General features: G+C 71.3%; 16 protein-coding genes. 6 read left to right on the forward strand and 10 right to left on the reverse strand.

Features of this window, described 5'->3' with window-relative positions:
• Positions 1-14: 14 nt before the first annotated feature.
• Entirely contained in the window at positions 15-683 is a 669-nt protein-coding gene (locus EV186_RS31115; RefSeq protein ID WP_243754378.1) for a hypothetical protein, read from the reverse strand.
• Positions 684-802: 119 nt separating this feature from the next.
• Here EV186_RS31115 and EV186_RS31120 point away from each other — a divergent pair, with 119 nt between their 5' ends.
• Entirely contained in the window at positions 803-1,144 is a 342-nt protein-coding gene (locus EV186_RS31120) for an NIPSNAP family protein (RefSeq protein WP_133853024.1), read from the forward strand.
• Positions 1,141-1,638 (forward strand): hypothetical protein, encoded by a 498-nt coding sequence (locus EV186_RS31125; RefSeq protein WP_133853025.1) that lies wholly within the window; start codon positions 1,141-1,143, stop codon positions 1,636-1,638. Before EV186_RS31120 ends, EV186_RS31125 begins: the two co-directional genes overlap by 4 nt.
• Here EV186_RS31125 and EV186_RS31130 read toward each other — a convergent pair.
• From EV186_RS31130 to EV186_RS31170, 9 genes are read right to left on the reverse strand one after another with little or no spacing between them, the layout of a single operon-like run.
• Positions 1,620-2,621 (reverse strand): pyridoxal-phosphate dependent enzyme, encoded by a 1,002-nt coding sequence (locus tag EV186_RS31130; RefSeq protein WP_243754379.1) that lies wholly within the window; start codon positions 2,619-2,621, stop codon positions 1,620-1,622. The two genes, EV186_RS31125 and EV186_RS31130, sit on opposite strands and share 19 nt — an antisense overlap.
• On the reverse strand, positions 2,618-3,877 hold the full coding sequence (locus EV186_RS31135) for an MFS transporter (protein ID WP_133853026.1): 1,260 nt from the start codon (positions 3,875-3,877) through the stop codon (positions 2,618-2,620). The genes EV186_RS31130 and EV186_RS31135 overlap by 4 nt, the downstream gene beginning before the upstream one ends.
• Complete coding sequence (locus tag EV186_RS31140; protein WP_133853027.1) at positions 3,874-5,724, reverse strand: FAD/NAD(P)-binding protein; 1,851 nt, start codon at positions 5,722-5,724, stop codon at positions 3,874-3,876. The genes EV186_RS31135 and EV186_RS31140 overlap by 4 nt, the downstream gene beginning before the upstream one ends.
• Positions 5,725-5,732: 8 nt before the next feature.
• Positions 5,733-6,476, reverse strand: a complete 744-nt coding sequence (locus EV186_RS31145; RefSeq protein ID WP_133853028.1) for an alanyl-tRNA editing protein — start codon at positions 6,474-6,476, stop codon at positions 5,733-5,735.
• Positions 6,476-7,705, reverse strand: a complete 1,230-nt coding sequence (locus tag EV186_RS31150) for an ATP-binding protein (RefSeq protein WP_133853029.1) — start codon at positions 7,703-7,705, stop codon at positions 6,476-6,478. The genes EV186_RS31145 and EV186_RS31150 overlap by 1 nt, the downstream gene beginning before the upstream one ends.
• Positions 7,702-9,141, reverse strand: a complete 1,440-nt coding sequence (argH, locus tag EV186_RS31155) for an argininosuccinate lyase (protein ID WP_133853030.1) — start codon at positions 9,139-9,141, stop codon at positions 7,702-7,704. The genes EV186_RS31150 and argH overlap by 4 nt, the downstream gene beginning before the upstream one ends.
• Positions 9,138-10,184, reverse strand: coding sequence for a PLP-dependent cysteine synthase family protein (locus EV186_RS31160; protein ID WP_243754380.1), 1,047 nt, complete (start codon positions 10,182-10,184; stop codon positions 9,138-9,140). The genes argH and EV186_RS31160 overlap by 4 nt, the downstream gene beginning before the upstream one ends.
• Positions 10,181-11,182 carry a GHMP family kinase ATP-binding protein gene (locus EV186_RS31165; RefSeq protein ID WP_133853031.1) on the reverse strand — a complete coding sequence of 334 codons (1,002 nt, stop codon included), beginning with the start codon at positions 11,180-11,182 and terminating at the stop codon, positions 10,181-10,183. The genes EV186_RS31160 and EV186_RS31165 overlap by 4 nt, the downstream gene beginning before the upstream one ends.
• Positions 11,183-11,199: 17 nt before the next feature.
• Positions 11,200-11,844 (reverse strand): class I SAM-dependent methyltransferase, encoded by a 645-nt coding sequence (locus EV186_RS31170; protein ID WP_166659404.1) that lies wholly within the window; start codon positions 11,842-11,844, stop codon positions 11,200-11,202.
• A 611-nt stretch (positions 11,845-12,455) separates the two neighbouring features.
• On the opposite strand from EV186_RS31170, the gene EV186_RS31175 reads away from it, so the two are divergent.
• From EV186_RS31175 to EV186_RS31190, 4 genes are read left to right on the forward strand one after another with little or no spacing between them, the layout of a single operon-like run.
• Positions 12,456-12,818, forward strand: coding sequence for a cupin domain-containing protein (locus EV186_RS31175; RefSeq protein WP_166659405.1), 363 nt, complete (start codon positions 12,456-12,458; stop codon positions 12,816-12,818).
• Entirely contained in the window at positions 12,815-14,188 is a 1,374-nt protein-coding gene (locus tag EV186_RS31180; RefSeq protein ID WP_133853034.1) for a class I tRNA ligase family protein, read from the forward strand. The genes EV186_RS31175 and EV186_RS31180 overlap by 4 nt, the downstream gene beginning before the upstream one ends.
• A 3-nt stretch (positions 14,189-14,191) precedes the next feature.
• Positions 14,192-15,265 (forward strand): NAD(P)/FAD-dependent oxidoreductase, encoded by a 1,074-nt coding sequence (locus EV186_RS31185; protein ID WP_279538344.1) that lies wholly within the window; start codon positions 14,192-14,194, stop codon positions 15,263-15,265.
• Positions 15,262-16,548, forward strand: a complete 1,287-nt coding sequence (locus EV186_RS31190; protein ID WP_133853036.1) for a SidA/IucD/PvdA family monooxygenase — start codon at positions 15,262-15,264, stop codon at positions 16,546-16,548. The genes EV186_RS31185 and EV186_RS31190 overlap by 4 nt, the downstream gene beginning before the upstream one ends.
• Position 16,549: the final 1 nt, after the last annotated feature.

Genomic DNA, 16,549 nt, shown 5'->3' on the forward strand with positions numbered 1-16,549 from the left:
TCTGCTGTGTTTACTTATTTACCGGCATCGCGCGTATACACGATATAACAGTATTCGTCGAGCAACTTGGCAAGTGTTCGACCCGGACGGCCCAAGCGTGCGCACAGAGCGTCTTCGTCAACCCCTGATTCCGTGAGCAATGCCTGCGCCCACGCCCGGGCCAGCCGCAGGTGCGCCACGTAGGCCGCGCGGTCGCGGGTGCCGTGCAGGGTTGTGGCGATCATCTCGTCCCACGGCAGTAACGCCTTGGGGCGCAACGCATACATCAACTTGGACGCGGCGGTGGGACCGAACGTTCGCACCGTTTTGGTCTGCGCGGCCGGGCTCGCCGTCAACGCGGCGAAGCAGTCGCCGGCCGCCGCGACCTGCGCGTCGGACAGCTCGGAAAGCGAGACATCCATGGGCGGCAAGGAAGTCCGCCACGTGCGCCACCACGCCGAGAGGCCGGCGCCGAAGACGTCCGGCTCGCCCGGACGGGGGTACCGGATGCGGCAGGTCCAGGCGTTGAGCCAGGTGTGGGCGGCCTTGCGATGGGCCGCACGGGTGAAATCCGCGGCGGGCGCGGTGGCCGCGGTGAAGGCCAGCCAGGACTTCTCCGGCCCCTGGTAGGCGCCGAATTCGTCGACGGCGTGCTGCAGGCCGGCCATGGACGGCGGGGGTGTCGCGGTGGGCACGGAGGTCACGGCTGGGAGCGTAGTGGAGCACTACGACAGTTGGCCGCTATGCCGGGCCGACCGCGCCTGATAGACATTGCCTTCGTGCCCGCTTTCGTTGTGGCACCAACAAGATCGGGAGGACCCCCGTGGCCGATGCGCAGTTGCTCGAACTCCGCCTGTTCACCGTCAAGCCGGGCATGCGGGAGGAGTTCGACCGGGTCAGCCGGGAGGGCACGGTGCCGCTGATGCGCAAGATCGGCATCACCGTGGTCGCACACGGTCCCTCGCTCTACGACGAGGACACCTACTACCTGCTGCGCGCGTTCGACGACGAGAAGCAGCGCACCGAACTCGGCGCCTCGCTCTACGAGCAGCCCGAGTGGGAGCAGTACGACGAGCCGGTCGGCGCCATGATGGCCGCGTACAGCACCGTCGTCTTCCCGATGTCGACCGAGGCGATCAAGCACATGGCAGAGTTCGGCGCATGAACCTCGACGCGCTCGGTGACGTCCCCGCCGACTACAAGCACTACGAGAAGCAGATCACCCCGCTGCCCGAATCCGATCTGGTCACCGACGACGCCTACCTGAAGTGGTACGAGATCCGCGAGGGCCACCGGACCGTGCCGGACGCGTGGCGCGCGTCGTCGCTGGAGTTCCTGCGCGCCGAGGCGGCTTCCGGGGCGTTGCCCATCTCGGGCGACCTGGGGTTCGTGGTCCACCACCTGTGCGGGGAGTCGTTCTACTTCCTGATCGTGTGGACCTGGCGCAACGCCAACGAGGCGTGGTCGACGGTGTACGTGGCGAACGAGGGTGAGGCGTACCAGGTGCTGCCGTTGAAGCACCACAAGGAAGTGGCGTGCGTGTGGGAGTTCGGCGCGGTCGCCTACGAGATGAACGCGTGGTCGCGGTTCCTGCGCACCGCGCGGGACGAGGCGGCCAAGCAGGCTTACCTCGACGACCGCTACACGGGTCCTTGCTGACGCCTCGCCTCGGTGCTGAGCAACACCACCGTGCTGGACCGGCTGAGCCCGAGTTCGGCCCGGTGGCCCGCCAGCGCGGCGCGCGCGGCGGCGAGCGTCGCCGCGCCGCACGGACCGCTGGAGACCCCGAGTTCGTCCAGCTCGTCGGACGCGGCCAGTGACTGCGCATCGGTGACCGTGACCGCCGCGTCCAGGCCGTCGCGCAGGTAAGGCCAGGCGAGCGACGAGGTCGTACCGCAGTTGAGCCCGGCCATCACGGTGTCCGTTGTGGACACATCGACCAGGCGTCCGGCGCGCAGACTGGCCTGCACGCCCGCGGCCACCTCCGCCTCGACGCCGAGCAGGGCCGGGCGCACGGTGCCGCTGCGGTAGTGCGTGATCACCGCCTGCGTCAGCGACCCGACGCCCATCGGCACCACAACGAGGTCCGGGACGAGGTCCGGGATCGCGTCGATCTCCCGCAGCATCGTCGAGTACCCGTCGACGATCCACTGCGGGATCTGCTCGTACCCGGGCCACGCGGTGTCCTGCACCAGCAGCCCGTCCTCGGCCGCGGCCATGCGGACGGCCTCGTCGTAGCCGACCGGGACCACCCGCACGTCCGCGCCCTCGGCCGCGATCAGGGGAGCCGAAGCGGCGGCCGGGGCCGGCACCAGCACCCGGCACGCCAGCCCCATGCGCCGGGCCATCCACGCCACCGCGCGACCGTGGTTGCCGTCCGTCGCCGTCACGACGTGCGACACGGGCCCGGTCACGGCCTTGTGCATCGCGTAGGAGGCGCCGAGGACCTTGAACGCGGGCAGCCCGAACCGCGACGACTCGTCCTTGACGAACAGCCGTCCGACCCCCAAGGCCGAAGCCAGCACCGGCAACGAGACCAGTGGCGTCGGCGCGTACTCCGGCAGCGAGCGGTGGAACGCGAGCACGTCCGGCGCCGGGGCGCACCGCCACCCGCGCGCCCCCGGCTGCGACCACCACGTCACCCGGCAGGCTCCGCGACCACGTCGTCGGAGGCCTTCGGGGTCTCGGACCGGTCGGCGCGCAGGCCCCAGATGCCCGGCCCCACCATCAGCATGCCGAACAGGAAGACCAGGCCCCAGAAGCCCTTGCCCACGGAGTTCCACAGGAACACGCCGATGATCGGCCCGAGGGCGTACCCCGTGCCGAACATGGCTTGCGCCCCGGACACGTAGAGGCCCATCGCGTGCTTCGGTGCCACCTTGCCAGGATAGGCGAACGCGGCGGGACCGCCGATGATCTGGCCGACCACCGCGATCAGCGTCCCGGCGAACACCAGGGCGATCCCACCCGGCAAGCCGAAGGCGCCGTAGCCGACGGCGAGCAGGACCCAGCCGCCGATCACCGAGAGCCAGGCCGGCCACTTCTGCGTCGCCTTGGTCACCAGCAGCTCGCAGCTGATCACCACGAACGCCGAGGTGCCCATCGCCGCGCCGTACACCCAGGTCGGGTAGCCCTCGGCCACGACCATCAAGGGCAGCACCACCCAGAACTGGATGTGCACCAGCCCGTTGGCCAGCATCAGGCCCAGGTACGCCAGGTAGCGCCCGTCACGCAGCATCGTCGCGTAGCGGGAGCGCAGGCGCACCGGCGAGCCGTCCTCGGCGGTGTCGGGCGCGGCGGGCGCCGCGTCGCGGTCGCGCAGCTTGAGCGCGGCGATCAGGGCGTAGCCGACCGCGGTCGCCGCGTCCACGTAGAACACCAGGTTCCACGAGATCGTCGACAGCCACACCGCGACCAGCGGGCCGATCACGACGCCCGCGTTCAACGCGGTGCGGTACATGGCGAACACCATCACCTGGCGCGCCTTGGGCACCATGCCCAGCAGCAGCGACGACGCGGCCGGGGACGACGCGTTGGTCATCGCGCCGGAGATGACGGCGGCCGCCACGATCAGCGGGTAGGCGCTGAGGAACGTCACCGACAACGTGAACAACGCGGCCGTGCTCATCGTCCCGGCGATCGTCCACCGTGGACCGATGCGGTCGGCCAGGGCACCGCCGAGGAGCGAGCCGAAGATGGAGCCGACCGCGTAGAAGCCCAGGGCCAGACCGGCCAGGCCCGCGCTGAACCCGCGTGCCGTGGTCAGGTACAGCACCAGGAACGTGCGCAGGAACGCGCCGAACTGGTTGATGAAGACGCCGAGCAGCACGTAGTGCACCGACGCGGAGGTCTCGCGCAACGTCTGGAAAACGCCGGCGTGGCCGACTTCTTCGGTCATGTGGTCACTTCCGGGGCGGTGGTCAGCAAAGTTGTACCTGCGGTCAGCAGGGGTTCAGCGGCCGGCAGGTCGGCGAGCGCGGCGACGACGCAGCGGTGTGCGTCGGCGACCGGACGGGACCACATGCCGGGTGAGGGGACGAGGTTGTTGTAGAAGGTGGCGCCCTCGCAGAGCGGGCCGAGCACCCGGATCCGCCGCTCGGGGCGGCCGTCGGCGCCGACCGGGTGCTGGTCGGCGTCCACGTCGACGCCGGGCACCAGGGCGCTGTCGGGCCGGAACCGGCGGATCAACCCCTTGCGGTGCAAGGAAACCAGCAGCGAGTCGGCCGACGCGGCGACCGCGGGCAGCGGTGTCTGGGCGGGCAGCACCCAGTCCACGTCACGCGTGTGCGGCGTGGCGAGCATCGTCGACGCGATCCGCCACCGGCCGTCGGGTTGTGGCGTGGCCACCGGCGACGGCCCGAAGGGCACCTCGGCGATCCCGGCCGCGATCAGGGCGAGGAGTTCCTCGTGCCGCTCGAACTGCGGCCCGACCACGGCCCGGTTGATCGCGGGCACGACGGACGCGGTGAACTCGTCGAGCGATTCCGGGGTCAGGCCGCCGAAGTCACAGACGTAGCGGAACATGTCGCGCTGGTCGCGCAGGATGTCCAAAGCGGACTTGACTGGGCTGCCGGTGAGCCCGCGCCGTCCCTCGGCCAGGTCGGCGGCGACGACGTCGGCGAACCAGTCCTGGTAGGCGGCCCTGTCGTCGAGCGGCATGCCGGTCGAGCCGTCGAAGGCGGCGATGGGGTCGAAGGCGCCGTGCTTGCGGTCGAGTTCGTCGAGGGCCGCCGGTATGTCCTCGTGGGGTAATCGGAGTTCGGTGCCGGCCATGGCGGCCAGGCGGCGGCGGTGCGCGATCCGCATCTCCGTGAACACCAGCGGCAGCACGTCCTTGACCATGTCCAGCGGGCCGCCGCGCTCGGCCCGCAACGCGTCGATGGCCGCCTCGGTGAACACCAGCGGCTGGTACTTCGGCCCGAACTCGACCACCTTGGTCCGCGCCCGGCACGGCACGCCGGTGCGGGAGGAGAAGAGCAGCTTGGGCTCGCGTCCACTCGGGACATACCGCAGCCGGTCGCCGTCGGGCACGAACCGGCCGCCGCGGCCCACCGTGCACGCGGACATCACGTCCATGGCCGAGAGCCCGAGCCCGCCGATCGCGAGGGCCTGCCCGGGAGCCACGCAGTCGAGCACGCCGGGCAGGGGATAGGGCCCGGGCAGCATGCCGGGCTTGGGCGTCCGGTCGGCGTTGGCGGTGTAGCCGGTGGTCAGGAACGCCTGCGCGACCCGGACGACCTCGCCGTCGGCCAGCGTGACCTCGAGGTCGCCGTCGGCGGCCGGCGTGAGGTCGACCGCGGCCGACGCGTGCCGGGTGATCGTCACGTGCGGTGGCGCCGCCGCGATGACCTCGTCGAGCACCCAGCCCAGGTATTCGCCGAGCACCCGGCGCGGCAGGAAGTCGGTCGACCGGATCGGGCGGCCGGTGTGGCTCACGGTGAAGCCGTCCTCGCCCAGCCGCAGCCCGCGGTCGGTGACCCACTCCAGCAGCGACGGCCCCGCGAGGCTGACCGCGTCGCCGACCGTGTGGTGGTCGGGGAAGAGCGACACCGCGCCCGCGGTGGTGTTGAGCAGCAGGTAGTCGGGCTGGTCGGTGGCGTGGACGCCCGCGCCGTCGCACCGCGGGTCGATGAGCTCCACCCGCAGCGGGGCGGGCCGGTCGGTCAGCCGCGAGAGCGACACGATCCGTTCGAGCACGCCGACCCCGCGCGAGCCGACGCCGATCACGGCCACCGACCTGTTCATGGCACTCCTTAGTCGACGATTCTGATCCGCACCCGGCGGTTCTGGCGGCCCTTGTTCTCGACCTTGTAGACCTGCAGGCGGCCGATCTGCTTGGTGGAGGCCACGTGGGTGCCGCCGTCGGCCTGCACGTCGAGGCCCACGATGTCGACCAGGCGCAGTTCGTCGGCCTCGGGCGGCAGCACGTCCTGGGTGCGCACGATGTCGGGGATCGCCATGGCCTCGGTGCGCGGCATGTACTTGACCTCGATGGGCCGGTCGGCGGTGATCTCCGCGTTCACGGCGTCCTCGAGGGTCTGCTTGAAGCCCGGCGGCAGCTCGGGGAGGTTGAAGTCCATCCGTGCCTCGCCGGGCTCCATGTTGCCGCCGGTGACCAGCGCGCCGTAGTCGCGGAACACCGTGCCGCACAACACGTGCAGGCCCGAGTGCGTGCGCATGAGGCTGGTCCGGCGATCGTCGTCGATGGCGCCCTGCACGGCAGTACCGGTCGGCGGCACGGGGTCGCCGGGTGCCGGGAGCAGGAAGAAGTCGTCGCCCTTGCGGGTGCCGACGATGCGGGTCTGGGTGCCCTCCCAGAGCAGGACGCCGTGGTCCGGCGGCTGGCCGCCGCCACCGGGGTAGAAGGCCGAGCGGTCCAGCACGATGCCGGCCTCCGGGTCGGCCGGGTCGGACCACACGACCGTGCAGTCCCACTCCCGGATGGTGACGTCGGACCAGTCCAGCCGGTACGTGCGTCCGTGATGTTCGAAACCCATCAGCCTGCTGTGCCTTCCGCTGCGAACGAGATCGGCGCGACGTGTGCGCGCACGGTCCGCACGGCCTCTTCCGCCGCGCGTGCGGCGACGCTACCGCTGCCGGTCTCGTCCGTGGCGGCGATGGCGTAGCCCAAGCGGTCGGTGAAGCTGTGCCGCAGGGTGATCTCGGTGCCCACGGGTTTGGTCAGCTCGACCTCGACGACGTGGTCGGCGGCCCGCGCTTCGTCGAGCCCGGCGACCTCGTCGAGGACGCCGGAGCGCTCGGCCACCAGGAACCGGATCGAGGCGTGCCCCGCTCGCGCCGGTGCGGCCGGTCGCGGCAGGCCCGCGGCGATCGCCACGACGTGCGCGATCACGTCGATGCCGGTGGCCGCCTCGATGACCCGCGGGATCATCCCACCGGCCAGCCGCGGGTTGACCTCGATGATCCGCGGCCCGCTGGCGGTGACCCGCACCTCGACGTGCGCCGCGCCCCACCCGAGCCCGAGGGCCCTCAGGGCGGCCACCGCCGTCGGCCCGACCGGCTCGTCGACGGGGAAGTCGTGGCCGACCTCGACGAACCACGGCGCCGGCCCGAGGTGCTTCGCGGTGACACCGACGACCTGCGTGCCGAGCGTCTCGACGGAGAACTCCGGACCGTCCAGGTACTCCTCGACCAGCACCGCGTCCTGCGGCGGCAGCCCCAGTTCGGCCGGGTCGCTGGCGAGCACGAGCCGCGCGGCGCCCCGCACCTCGTCCGGGGTGCGGCACAGCCGGGTCGCCACGGAACCCGAGCCCGCGACCGGCTTGACCACGACGGGGAACCCGATCCGCTCGGCGTGCCCGACCGCCTCGTCCGGCGTGCGGGCGGCCGCGAACTCGGCGCCCGGCACCCCGGCCGCGTGCAGGGTGGCCCGCTGCCGGGCCTTGTCCCGGCAGGCCCGGACGGCGTCCGGATCCGGGTGCGGCAGCCCCAGCGCCGCGGCGACCTCGCCCGCGGTGGCCACCCAGTACTCGGAGCTGCTGGCCACGCCCACGATGGGCCGGTCGAGGCCCTTGACGGCGGCCAGGACCGCGGCCGGGTCGTCGGTGTCGACCACGTGGTGCTCGATGCCGTCGGCCTCGACGTAGGGGAAGCGCGCCGGGTTCTTGGCGAGCAGGACCGGGTGCAGCCCGAACTCCCGGGCGCGACGGCAGAACAGCCGGCCGGTCCCGGTGGTGTTGCTCTCCACGAAGACGATCACGCTCATGCCGGCACCAGCAGCTTCGCCACTTCCTCCGCCAGCTGCTCGTCGGCCGCCCGCCCGGCCGCGCGCCAGTCGGCCAGCCACTGCCGCCGCCCGGCCCACGCACCCACGGCGTCGGCGTGCGGCTCGTCGAAGTCGCCGGGCCCGCCGCCGTAGGCGTGCGCGCGCACCAAGGCCGCCAGGTCCAGGTCCTCCAGGCCGACCCCGTCCAACCAGCCCGGCGGTCCGAAGGCCGCGAGGTCGGTCGACCCGGCCTCGATCGCCGCCCGCACCGCCGCGCCCACCTGCTGGTGCGCCGAGCGGAACGGCACGCCGTGGCGCACCAGCCGGTTGGCGATCGACGTCGCCGCGGTCAAGCCCGCCTCGGCCCGTGCGCGCATGCGTTCGGGGACCGGCCGCGCGCCACTGACCACGACTTGGCTCAACAGCACCGAATCCACGCACGCGGCCAGCCCGTGCCACACGCTCGCGACCGCCTCGGTCCCGACCTCGATCGAGTTGGTGAAGGGGATCGCCGACATCGCCGACGCGGCCGCCGCCCACGCGCCCAGGGCCTGCGCCGGCTTCGCCTTCACGTGCTCCAGCAGGAACGCGTTGCGCTTCTGCGGCATCGCCGAACTGCCACCCACCAGCCGGTCCGGGAACGTCACGAACCCGAACTCGGCGCTGCTCCACAGCTGCAGGTCCGCCCCGAGCCTGCTGAGCGTGACCGCGAGGCCGGCGGCCGCGCCGAGGATGCGCAACGCGACGTCCCGGCTGGCCACGGCGTCGAGCGCGTGCCGGGCCGGGGCGTCGAAGCCGAGCAGGCGCGCGGTGTGCGCCGGGTCGATCGGCAGGTCGGTGCCCGCGACCGCGCTGGCGCCCAATGGACAGACCCGCAGCCCGTCGGCCGCGGCGCGCAGGGCGTCCAGGTCGCGCGCCACCGCCGTGGCCACCCCGAGCAGGTAGTGGCCGTAGGTGATCGGCATGGCGGCCTGGAAGTGCGTGTGCACCGGCATCAGCACGTCGCGGTGCGCGCGGGCGCGCGACAGCAGCACGCCGAGCAGCCGCACGGCCTGCTCGCCGAACTCCAGCACCCAGTCGCGCAGGCGCAGCGCGGTGATCGTCGCCTTGAGGTCGTTGCGGGAGCGACCGGAGTGCAGCACGCCGCCGATGTCCGGGCCGAGCCGCTCGATCAGGTACCCCTCGTACATCAGGTAGAGCCCGCGCGGCGCCGGCCGGTCGCGCAGCTGCGTGAAGCCCTCGGCGGTGAGCTCGTCCATGCAGCGCAACAACTCCGCGGCCGCGTGCGGCGAGATCAGCCCCCGCGCGGTGAGCATCGCGATGTGCGCGCGGTCCACCCGCACGTGCAGCGGCAGCTCGTCCAGGCTCACCTCGCCGTACACGACGCGGCGGGTCCGGGGTCCGATCGTGCCGGTCAGCCGTCCGGTGCTCGTCACGGCACCGCCAGGGCGATCACGTCGGGGTGCTCGCGGCGCCCCCAATGGTAGGTCTGCCAGCCGCCGTCCGCCGGCACCGTCGGGTCGGTCACGACGTCGGGCTCGGGCGGCAACGACGGCGTCAGGTGCCCTTGCGCGGCAAGCCATTCGTCGTTGTAGACGGTGTCGGTGTAGCGGTAGCCCTCGTCGGGCAGCATGACCACCGTGAGTTGGTCGGGGTTGGTCCGCGCGTACCAGTCGGCCACCCGGAAGGACGCGCCGCTCGTCGGTCCCATGAACAACGCGTGCTGTGCGTAGAGCGCGCGCGTGGACTGGTACGCGGCCGCCGCCGAGACCCAGTGCACGTCGTCGAACGTGGTGTGGTCCAGGTTCGCGGGCATCAGGCTCATGCCGAGCCCGCGCAGCTCGCGTTTGCCGTCGGGGTGGCCGAACAGGATGCTGTGCTGGGTGTCCACGCCGACCGCGCGGCACTCCGGCGTGACCGAACGCAAGTAACGCGTGGTGCCCGACATCGACCCGCCGGAGCCGACCGGCCCGATCACGCAGTCGACCTGGCCGAGCGCCTCCACCATCAGCTCCGCCACCGACGCGTAGGAGCGCGGGTTCTCCGGGTTCGTGTACTGCTCCGGGCAGAAGGTCGACTCGTGCTCGCCGCGCAGTTCGTCGAGCCGGTCGAGCCGCGCGCGCTGGAACCCGCCCGGCACCAGACCCGCCTCGGCGGGCACCCGGTCCACCACGGCGCCGAGCGCGGTCAGCCGCCGGTAGAGCCGCTCGTCGATGACGGGGTCGCTGACCAGCACCAGCCGGCGGCCGATGTGCACGGCCTGCATGGCCAGGGCCAGCCCGAACGTGCCCGAGGTGGTCTCGATGATCACCGTGTCCGGCCCGATCTGCCCGTCCGCCAAGGCTTTGCGGATGATGTGCCGGGCCGGGACCATCTTCATCAGGGTGAACGCGGCGCCGTACAGGTTGGGTCCCAGACGCACCAGCCGGGGCAACCGGTAGGCGTCGGTGGCCTCTTCGAACGCGGACCGAACAGTCACGCCGTCACCATTTCCCGTTCCGTCGTCGTCTCGTCGAGGCCGATCAGGCAGGTGATCGGCAAACCCATGGCCCGCACGGCATCCCGGCAGCGCAGGGCCGCGTCGCGCGCGTCCGGCGGGAAGATCAGCCCGGCCACCGTGCCGCTGTGCGCGACCTGGATGCCGCACCCGCCGTGCTTGCGCAGCAGCGCGTGGAGCTCGGCCAGCCGCGGCTTGGGCAGGTAGCGCTCGTTGAGCACCGTGCTCGCCGTGGCGACCCGGCCGAGCAGGCCGACGTCGCCGAGCGCGATCGCCCGGCGCAACGCCGCCCGCAACACCCCGAACACGGCGACCTCGTGGTCGTCGTGTTCGGCCGGGCGCATGGCCAGCGTGTCGACCTCGCGGCCCGGATCGGTGTCGCAGCCCAGCACGATCATCGGCGGCAGCGCGGGGCCGAACGTCTCGAGCACCCGGCCGTCGCGGTGGGCGAAGAGCACCACCCGGTCGTCGATCATGATCGAGTCCGACGCGCACTCCGCGGCCACCGCGAGCCTGCCGACCTCCTCGGGGGTCAGGAAAACGCCGTGGTAGTCGGCCACCGCGCGGATGGTCGCGGTGACGTCGCTGGTCGACGAGCCCATCCCGATCCCGCGCGGCACGTCGCTGGTGATCTCGATCTGGCCGCCCTTGGCCGTGCCGGGCCGGCCGCCGAACTCGCGCAGCGCCCGCACCGCGGCACGGCGGACCTTGGCCAGCTCCGGGGTGCCGATCACGCCCCAGTGGTCCTGGCTCGGGTGGAACACGGCCCGGCTGCCCAGGTGCGGCAGCGGCAACGTCACCAACGCACGGTATGTCCGTCTTTCGGACGTCGTGCCGTCGTCGGCGAAGGTGCCCTGCAGCAGCTCGCCGTGGTGCGCGGGAGCCCAGCCGACCCCCTGCGCCACACCGAGTTCCGCCGCCACCACGTGGACCTCACGCAGCCGGCGGACCGTGTTCCCCTTGAACCCCAGGTCGGCCATTGTGGACAGTCAGGGCGTCACGTCGCCGGCTTGGCGATGGTGAAGATGTGGCTCTCGTGCTCGTGCTCGTAGTCGCGGTACCCGGCGTGCGGGGGCTCCCACCAGCTCGACGTCTCCACCGACTCGGCCTCGAGCTCGGCCGACGCGAGCAGCTTGGCCAGGTCGTCCAGGTCGTAGAAGCGGCAGTAGAAGTCGAAGTGGTCGATGTACTCCTTCGGCGCGATCTCCTTGATCAGCGGGTCGGAGACCTGGCAGTCGTTCATGGTCCACATGTTGGCCACCAGCCGGCCGCCGGGCGCGAGGATCCGCCACAGCTCACGCAGCGCGGGCTCCGGCTCGGTCAGGTGGCCGAGCAGGTCCCAGCAGAAGATGCCGTCGATCGAGTTGTCCAGCAGGCCGGTGCGGAACGCGTCGACCTCCAGGAAGACCGTCTTGTCGCGGATGCCGGCTTTGCGCGCCACGCGTTCGGCGATGCCCATGGCGCTGGCCGACGTGTCGCCGGCGAGCAGGATCGGCGCGCCCTGCGCGAGCGGCGGGAGGTTGCGGCCGTCACCGCACGGCACGTCCAGCACCACCTTGGCGCCCGCCTGGGCGAACAACGCCGCTGCTTTCGCCGCGTGCGGCACCGGCGGATCGCCCCAGAGGTTGCCCTCCTGTTTCACCTCTTGTGTCCGATACGCACCGTCCCACAAAGGAATGGATGCTTCATCTCGCGACGGGAGACTCGTGGTCACTCCTGCTCCGTTCGTTCAGCCGTGCGCTATTTGTAAGGGCGCTTACCAGCCGGGCAGCAGGTTATAGCTGGGGGGCATCGCGCCACAATATGTTCCGTCGGCGCTTTATAAAGCGCCATCGGCCGTTCGGCGTAGCTGTGCCGACCCCGCTGCTCCGAACGAGTGACGGCGTGCCGAGCCCCCTAACGAGGCTTCATTCGGTATACCAGTGATTGGCCGGGCCTTCGCCTGGCCAGCCCCCTCTCACTTGTTGTCTGGTTGTCGAGAGCCGCGCACGGAGAGCGACCGTTCCCGCGAGCCGTGCCTGCATTCAGGGGACGCCGACGCGATGGGTGATGACAAAAGGCTGCCAATCGTCATATCCTCCGGCCCGCGGTAGTCGAAATTCGATTTCATCGGCCCAAGTCTTGAGTTAGCCCATTCGGCCCATGCCGGGTGGCCGAATGGTCTTGGCCCGGGGAGGCGTTATTCGGCTGCGCTTCGTATTCGTTCGATCCCCGATGGTCACCAAGGTCGGAGAATGGTCTATGCGGCATTTCGTGAGTGAGTCGGCCGAGTCCTACGTGGTCGGCGAGGTCGATGTGGCCCGGTGGGAGCAGTTCGGGCTCGGCGACGTCATGCCGTTCAACGCCATGTGGTACACGGTGCCGCCCGGCGTCAGCAGCCCACGCGACTGCCACCCCGAGCTCGAGCTCTCCGTGGTGATCAGCGGGACGGCCGCGGTCGAGACCGGCGGGACCATCACCGAGGTGGCCAAGGGTTCCTGCTTCCTGCTCGACAGCGAGGAAGCACACGTGATCCACAACCGTTCGACCGACGAGCCGGTCATGGTGTTCACCACCTACTGGATGCCGCTGGGAAGCACGCCGGACGCGGTGGTGGCCGGGGAGGGCACCCGATGAGCGACGGCATCACCGTCATCGTCATCCCCCAGCCCACGGTCAACGGCGCGCTGCACATCGGGCACCTGTCCGGCCCGTACCTCGCCGGCGACATCGCCGCGCGCGCCGCGCGGGCCCGTGGCGAGCGTGTGCTGACCCTGGCGGGCATCGACGTCGACCCGAACTACGTGCTCACGAAGGCCGAGATCCTCGAGCAGGCGGTCGACCAGACCGTCGCCCACTACCGCGCCCAGATCCTCACCGCGTTCGAGCGTTCCCGGATCGGCTGGGACTTCTTCCTCGACCCGCAGGACGACGACTACCGCGCGTCGATCGCGACCCTGCTGGAGGAACTGGTCGAAGCGGGCACGATCCCGATGGAGCAGTACACGCTGCACCGTTGCGCGGACTGCGCCCGCACGCTGCACCACTCCTACGTGGTCGGCAAGTGCGCGGTCTGCGGCACCGGCGCGAACGGCACCTCTTGCGAGGGTTGCGGCGGCTTCACCTCGGCGCAGAACCTGGTCGACCCCAGCTGCGCGCGCTGCGGTGGCAGCCCCGAGGCCTTCGAGGTCACCATTCCCGTGCTGCACCTCGAGCAGTACCGCGAGCGGCTCGTCGCCGAGTGGCTGCAGGCGGACTGGCCGGACCGGGTCCGCTCGGTGCTGGCCCAGTACCGGGACAACCCGCTGCCGGACATCCCGCTGGCCTACCCGACCAACTGGGGCATCGAGTGCGGCGGCCGGCTGGCCGGCCTGCGCGTGGACTTCCCGAGCGAGCTCGGCCTGTCCTACCTCTACGGCCCGGCCAAGTCGTTGCGCCCCGAGGCGAAGACGCTGGCCGAGCGGGTCGAGGCGTGGGACGAGATCGACGGCGTCTGGCACTTCAACGGCATGGACAACACCTTCTACTTCGCGGTGCTGTACCCGGCCATCCTCGCGGCCGCGGGGGTGGCCGGCCCCACCGCCCTCGGTGCCACGGTCAACGAGCTGTACCTGTTGGAGGGCAAGAAGTTCTCCACCAGCCGCAACCACGCCATCTGGGCCGACGAGTTCCTGGCCACCGAGGATCCGGAGCTGGTGCGGCTGTTCCTGGCGTGGGACCGCCCGGACTTCTACGAGACCGACTTCCGCCACGACGCGTACACGGCGTTCTGCCAGTGGGTCGGACCGCTGCTCAAGGGCGAGCGCATGGCGTCGCCGCTGCCGGACGCCCTGGTCGCCGCCGAAGTCGAGCGGGCCGAGCGCGCGCTGCAGTTGATCGGCTTCGACCCCGCGCTGTCGGTGCGCGGCCTGCTGGGCGCGCTCGGCGCGGGCCAGGGCCTCGACTCCGCCGCGCTCGCGGCCCTCACCGGGCGGGACGTCACGTCCAGCCAGGCATTCGGCGGGTAGCTCGTGCGGGTTTGTGTTGTCGGCGGAGGGCTTGCCGGGTCGATGCTGACCTGGCGGCTGGCGCAGCTGCCGGGCGCGCCCGCACTGGAACTGCGGGTCAACCACACGGCGGACGCGACGGCGGCCTCCGGCGGGGCGGTGAAGGCGTTCGAAGGCGATGCCCGGCAACGGGAACTGGCCACCGAAAGCCTGGCCGAACTGCTGTCCAGCCCGACCCTGCAGACCTGGTCGGGCTACCAGCGCTCCCGCTTCCTGTCGATGCGCGCGGTCCCGGACGGGCTCGACGACGCGGTCGCCGCGATCGACGCGCGCCTGCCGGGCGGCATCGAACTGGCCGACGGCACCGCGCTTGCCGACTGGCACCTGCAGGGCGAGCGCACGGTCGTCATCGAGCACCACGCCGGGTACACCACGCCGGGCGCCTGGCGCGACCGCGTGCTGGACGACTGCGCGAAGCGCGGGGTGACGATCGTGCCCGGCGTGGCCGGGCCGATCACCGAGCGTCCGGACGGATCGATGCGGTGCGGTGGCACCGACTACGACCTCGTCGTGCTCGCCACCGGGCCGTGGACACCACAAGTGCTGCGCGCCAACGGGTTCTCCGAATCCGGCTACCGGACCAAGTCGGTGCAGTACGCCCTGCACGACCTGGTGCCCGGCGCCGGGTGGCGCCCGCCGTCCTTCTCCGACGAGGTGAGCGGGCTCTACGCCCGCCCGACCGCGGGCGGCGGGGTGCTGGTGGGCCTGCCCGCGCAGAAGTGGGACGTCGACCCCGACCACCCACCGCTCGACGAGGAACTGCTCGACCGCGCGGCCGGGCTGCTCACCGCCATGCTGCCGCGCCTGCGGTTGGGCCGGGCCACCCGGCGGGTGGCCGCCGCGGACTGCTACCGCGCGGATCCCGGGCTCGCCCTGGCCGCGGTACCGGGCACCACGAACTTGTTCACGTTCACCGGTGGCTCCGGGGGATCGGTGAAGACGGCACTCGCGGCGAGCACCGCCGCGGCGACCGCCCTCGGCGACTTCGGAGCCACAAGCCAGGAAACAACCGTCGGACGCAGAAAAGGTCGATCATGATCGAGGAAACGGACACCCCGTACTACCACGTCGTCGGGGTCGGCGCGGGGCCGGCGAACCTGAGCCTGGCCGCGCTGTTCCAGTCTGGGCTGTCCGGCAGCGGCGAGCAGCTGGCGCTGTTCGACAAGCAGCCCGGGCCGTCGTGGCACAACCAGCTGCTGCACCCCGGGGTGCGCATGCAGACGTCGTGGCTGAAGGACCTGGTGTCGATGGTGGACCCCACGCACCCCCTCAGCTTCGCCAACTACCTGGTCACCACCGGGCGGATGTACGCGTTGATGAACGCGCAGTTCGACTTCATGCCGCGCAAGGAGTACGTGCGCTACCTGGCGTGGGCGGCCGCGCAGCTGCCCAACATCAACTACGGCGTGGCCGTCGACAAGATCAGCTTCGGGGAGGGCGGGTTCACCGTCTACTCCGACGGCGTGGCCAAGGCGCGCTCGGAGCACCTGGTGATCGGCATCGGCAGCGCGCCGGTCGTGCCGCCCGCCCTCGCGGGCCTGCCCGACGACCGGGCGTTCATCGCCGACGAGCTCACCCAGCGGCTGCCGTCGATCAACGCCGACCTCGACGCCCCGATGGCCGTCGTGGGCGGCGGGCAGACCGGCCTCGAGGCCACCCTGACCCTGCTCAACGCCGGGTTCACCAACATCAAGTGGTTCGGCCGCCGGCTGTGGTTCGAGACCATCGACGACTCGCCGACCGCCAACGACGTGTACCGCCCCGCGCACCTGCGGGCGTTGCAGCGCATGTCGCCGGTGACCCGCCGCCAGGTGATCGAGCGGCTCAACCCGACCGGCGACGCGCTCACCCCGGGGGCGATGCGCGGGCTCTACCAGGCCAACTACGACGCGATGCTGGAGCTCGACCGGTTCCCGATCGGCCTCTACCCGGCCCGCGACGTCGTCTCCACCGGCATCGACGACGACGGCAACGTGGTGCTGCGTTGCCAGACGCCGGAGAAGCGCGAGGAGTACACCGCCAAGCACATCGTCATCGCCACCGGACGGGCCAATGTGGACGTTCCGTTCGACGACGACCTGCGCGAGCGCGTGGAGACCACTGAGGACGGTGAGCTCGCCATCGATTCGGACTACTCGGTGCGCTGGAAGGGCATGAACGGCAACAAGATCTTCGCGTTGAACCGGGCCCGGCTCAACCACGGCCTCACCGACGCCAACCTGACGCTGTTGCCGGTGCGCGCCGCGGCCGTGCTGAACTCCATGTTCGGCCGGGAGATGTACCACATCCAGGACGACCTCTGCCCGGTCAACTGGGGCTGAT

Source organism: Labedaea rhizosphaerae, assembly GCF_004362825.1.
Classification (GTDB): domain Bacteria; phylum Actinomycetota; class Actinomycetes; order Mycobacteriales; family Pseudonocardiaceae; genus Labedaea; species Labedaea rhizosphaerae.

Coding starts and splice junctions, on each gene's coding strand:
- EV186_RS31125 (WP_133853025.1), top strand. CDS start 1,141: ATGAACCTCGACGCGCTCGGTGACGTCCCCGCCGACTACAAGCACTAC.
- EV186_RS31135 (WP_133853026.1), bottom strand. CDS start 3,877: ATGACCGAAGAAGTCGGCCACGCCGGCGTTTTCCAGACGTTGCGCGAG.
- EV186_RS31140 (WP_133853027.1), bottom strand. CDS start 5,724: ATGAACAGGTCGGTGGCCGTGATCGGCGTCGGCTCGCGCGGGGTCGGC.
- EV186_RS31145 (WP_133853028.1), bottom strand. CDS start 6,476: ATGGGTTTCGAACATCACGGACGCACGTACCGGCTGGACTGGTCCGAC.
- EV186_RS31150 (WP_133853029.1), bottom strand. CDS start 7,705: ATGAGCGTGATCGTCTTCGTGGAGAGCAACACCACCGGGACCGGCCGG.
- EV186_RS31165 (WP_133853031.1), bottom strand. CDS start 11,182: ATGGCCGACCTGGGGTTCAAGGGGAACACGGTCCGCCGGCTGCGTGAG.
- EV186_RS31180 (WP_133853034.1), top strand. CDS start 12,815: ATGAGCGACGGCATCACCGTCATCGTCATCCCCCAGCCCACGGTCAAC.
- EV186_RS31190 (WP_133853036.1), top strand. CDS start 15,262: ATGATCGAGGAAACGGACACCCCGTACTACCACGTCGTCGGGGTCGGC.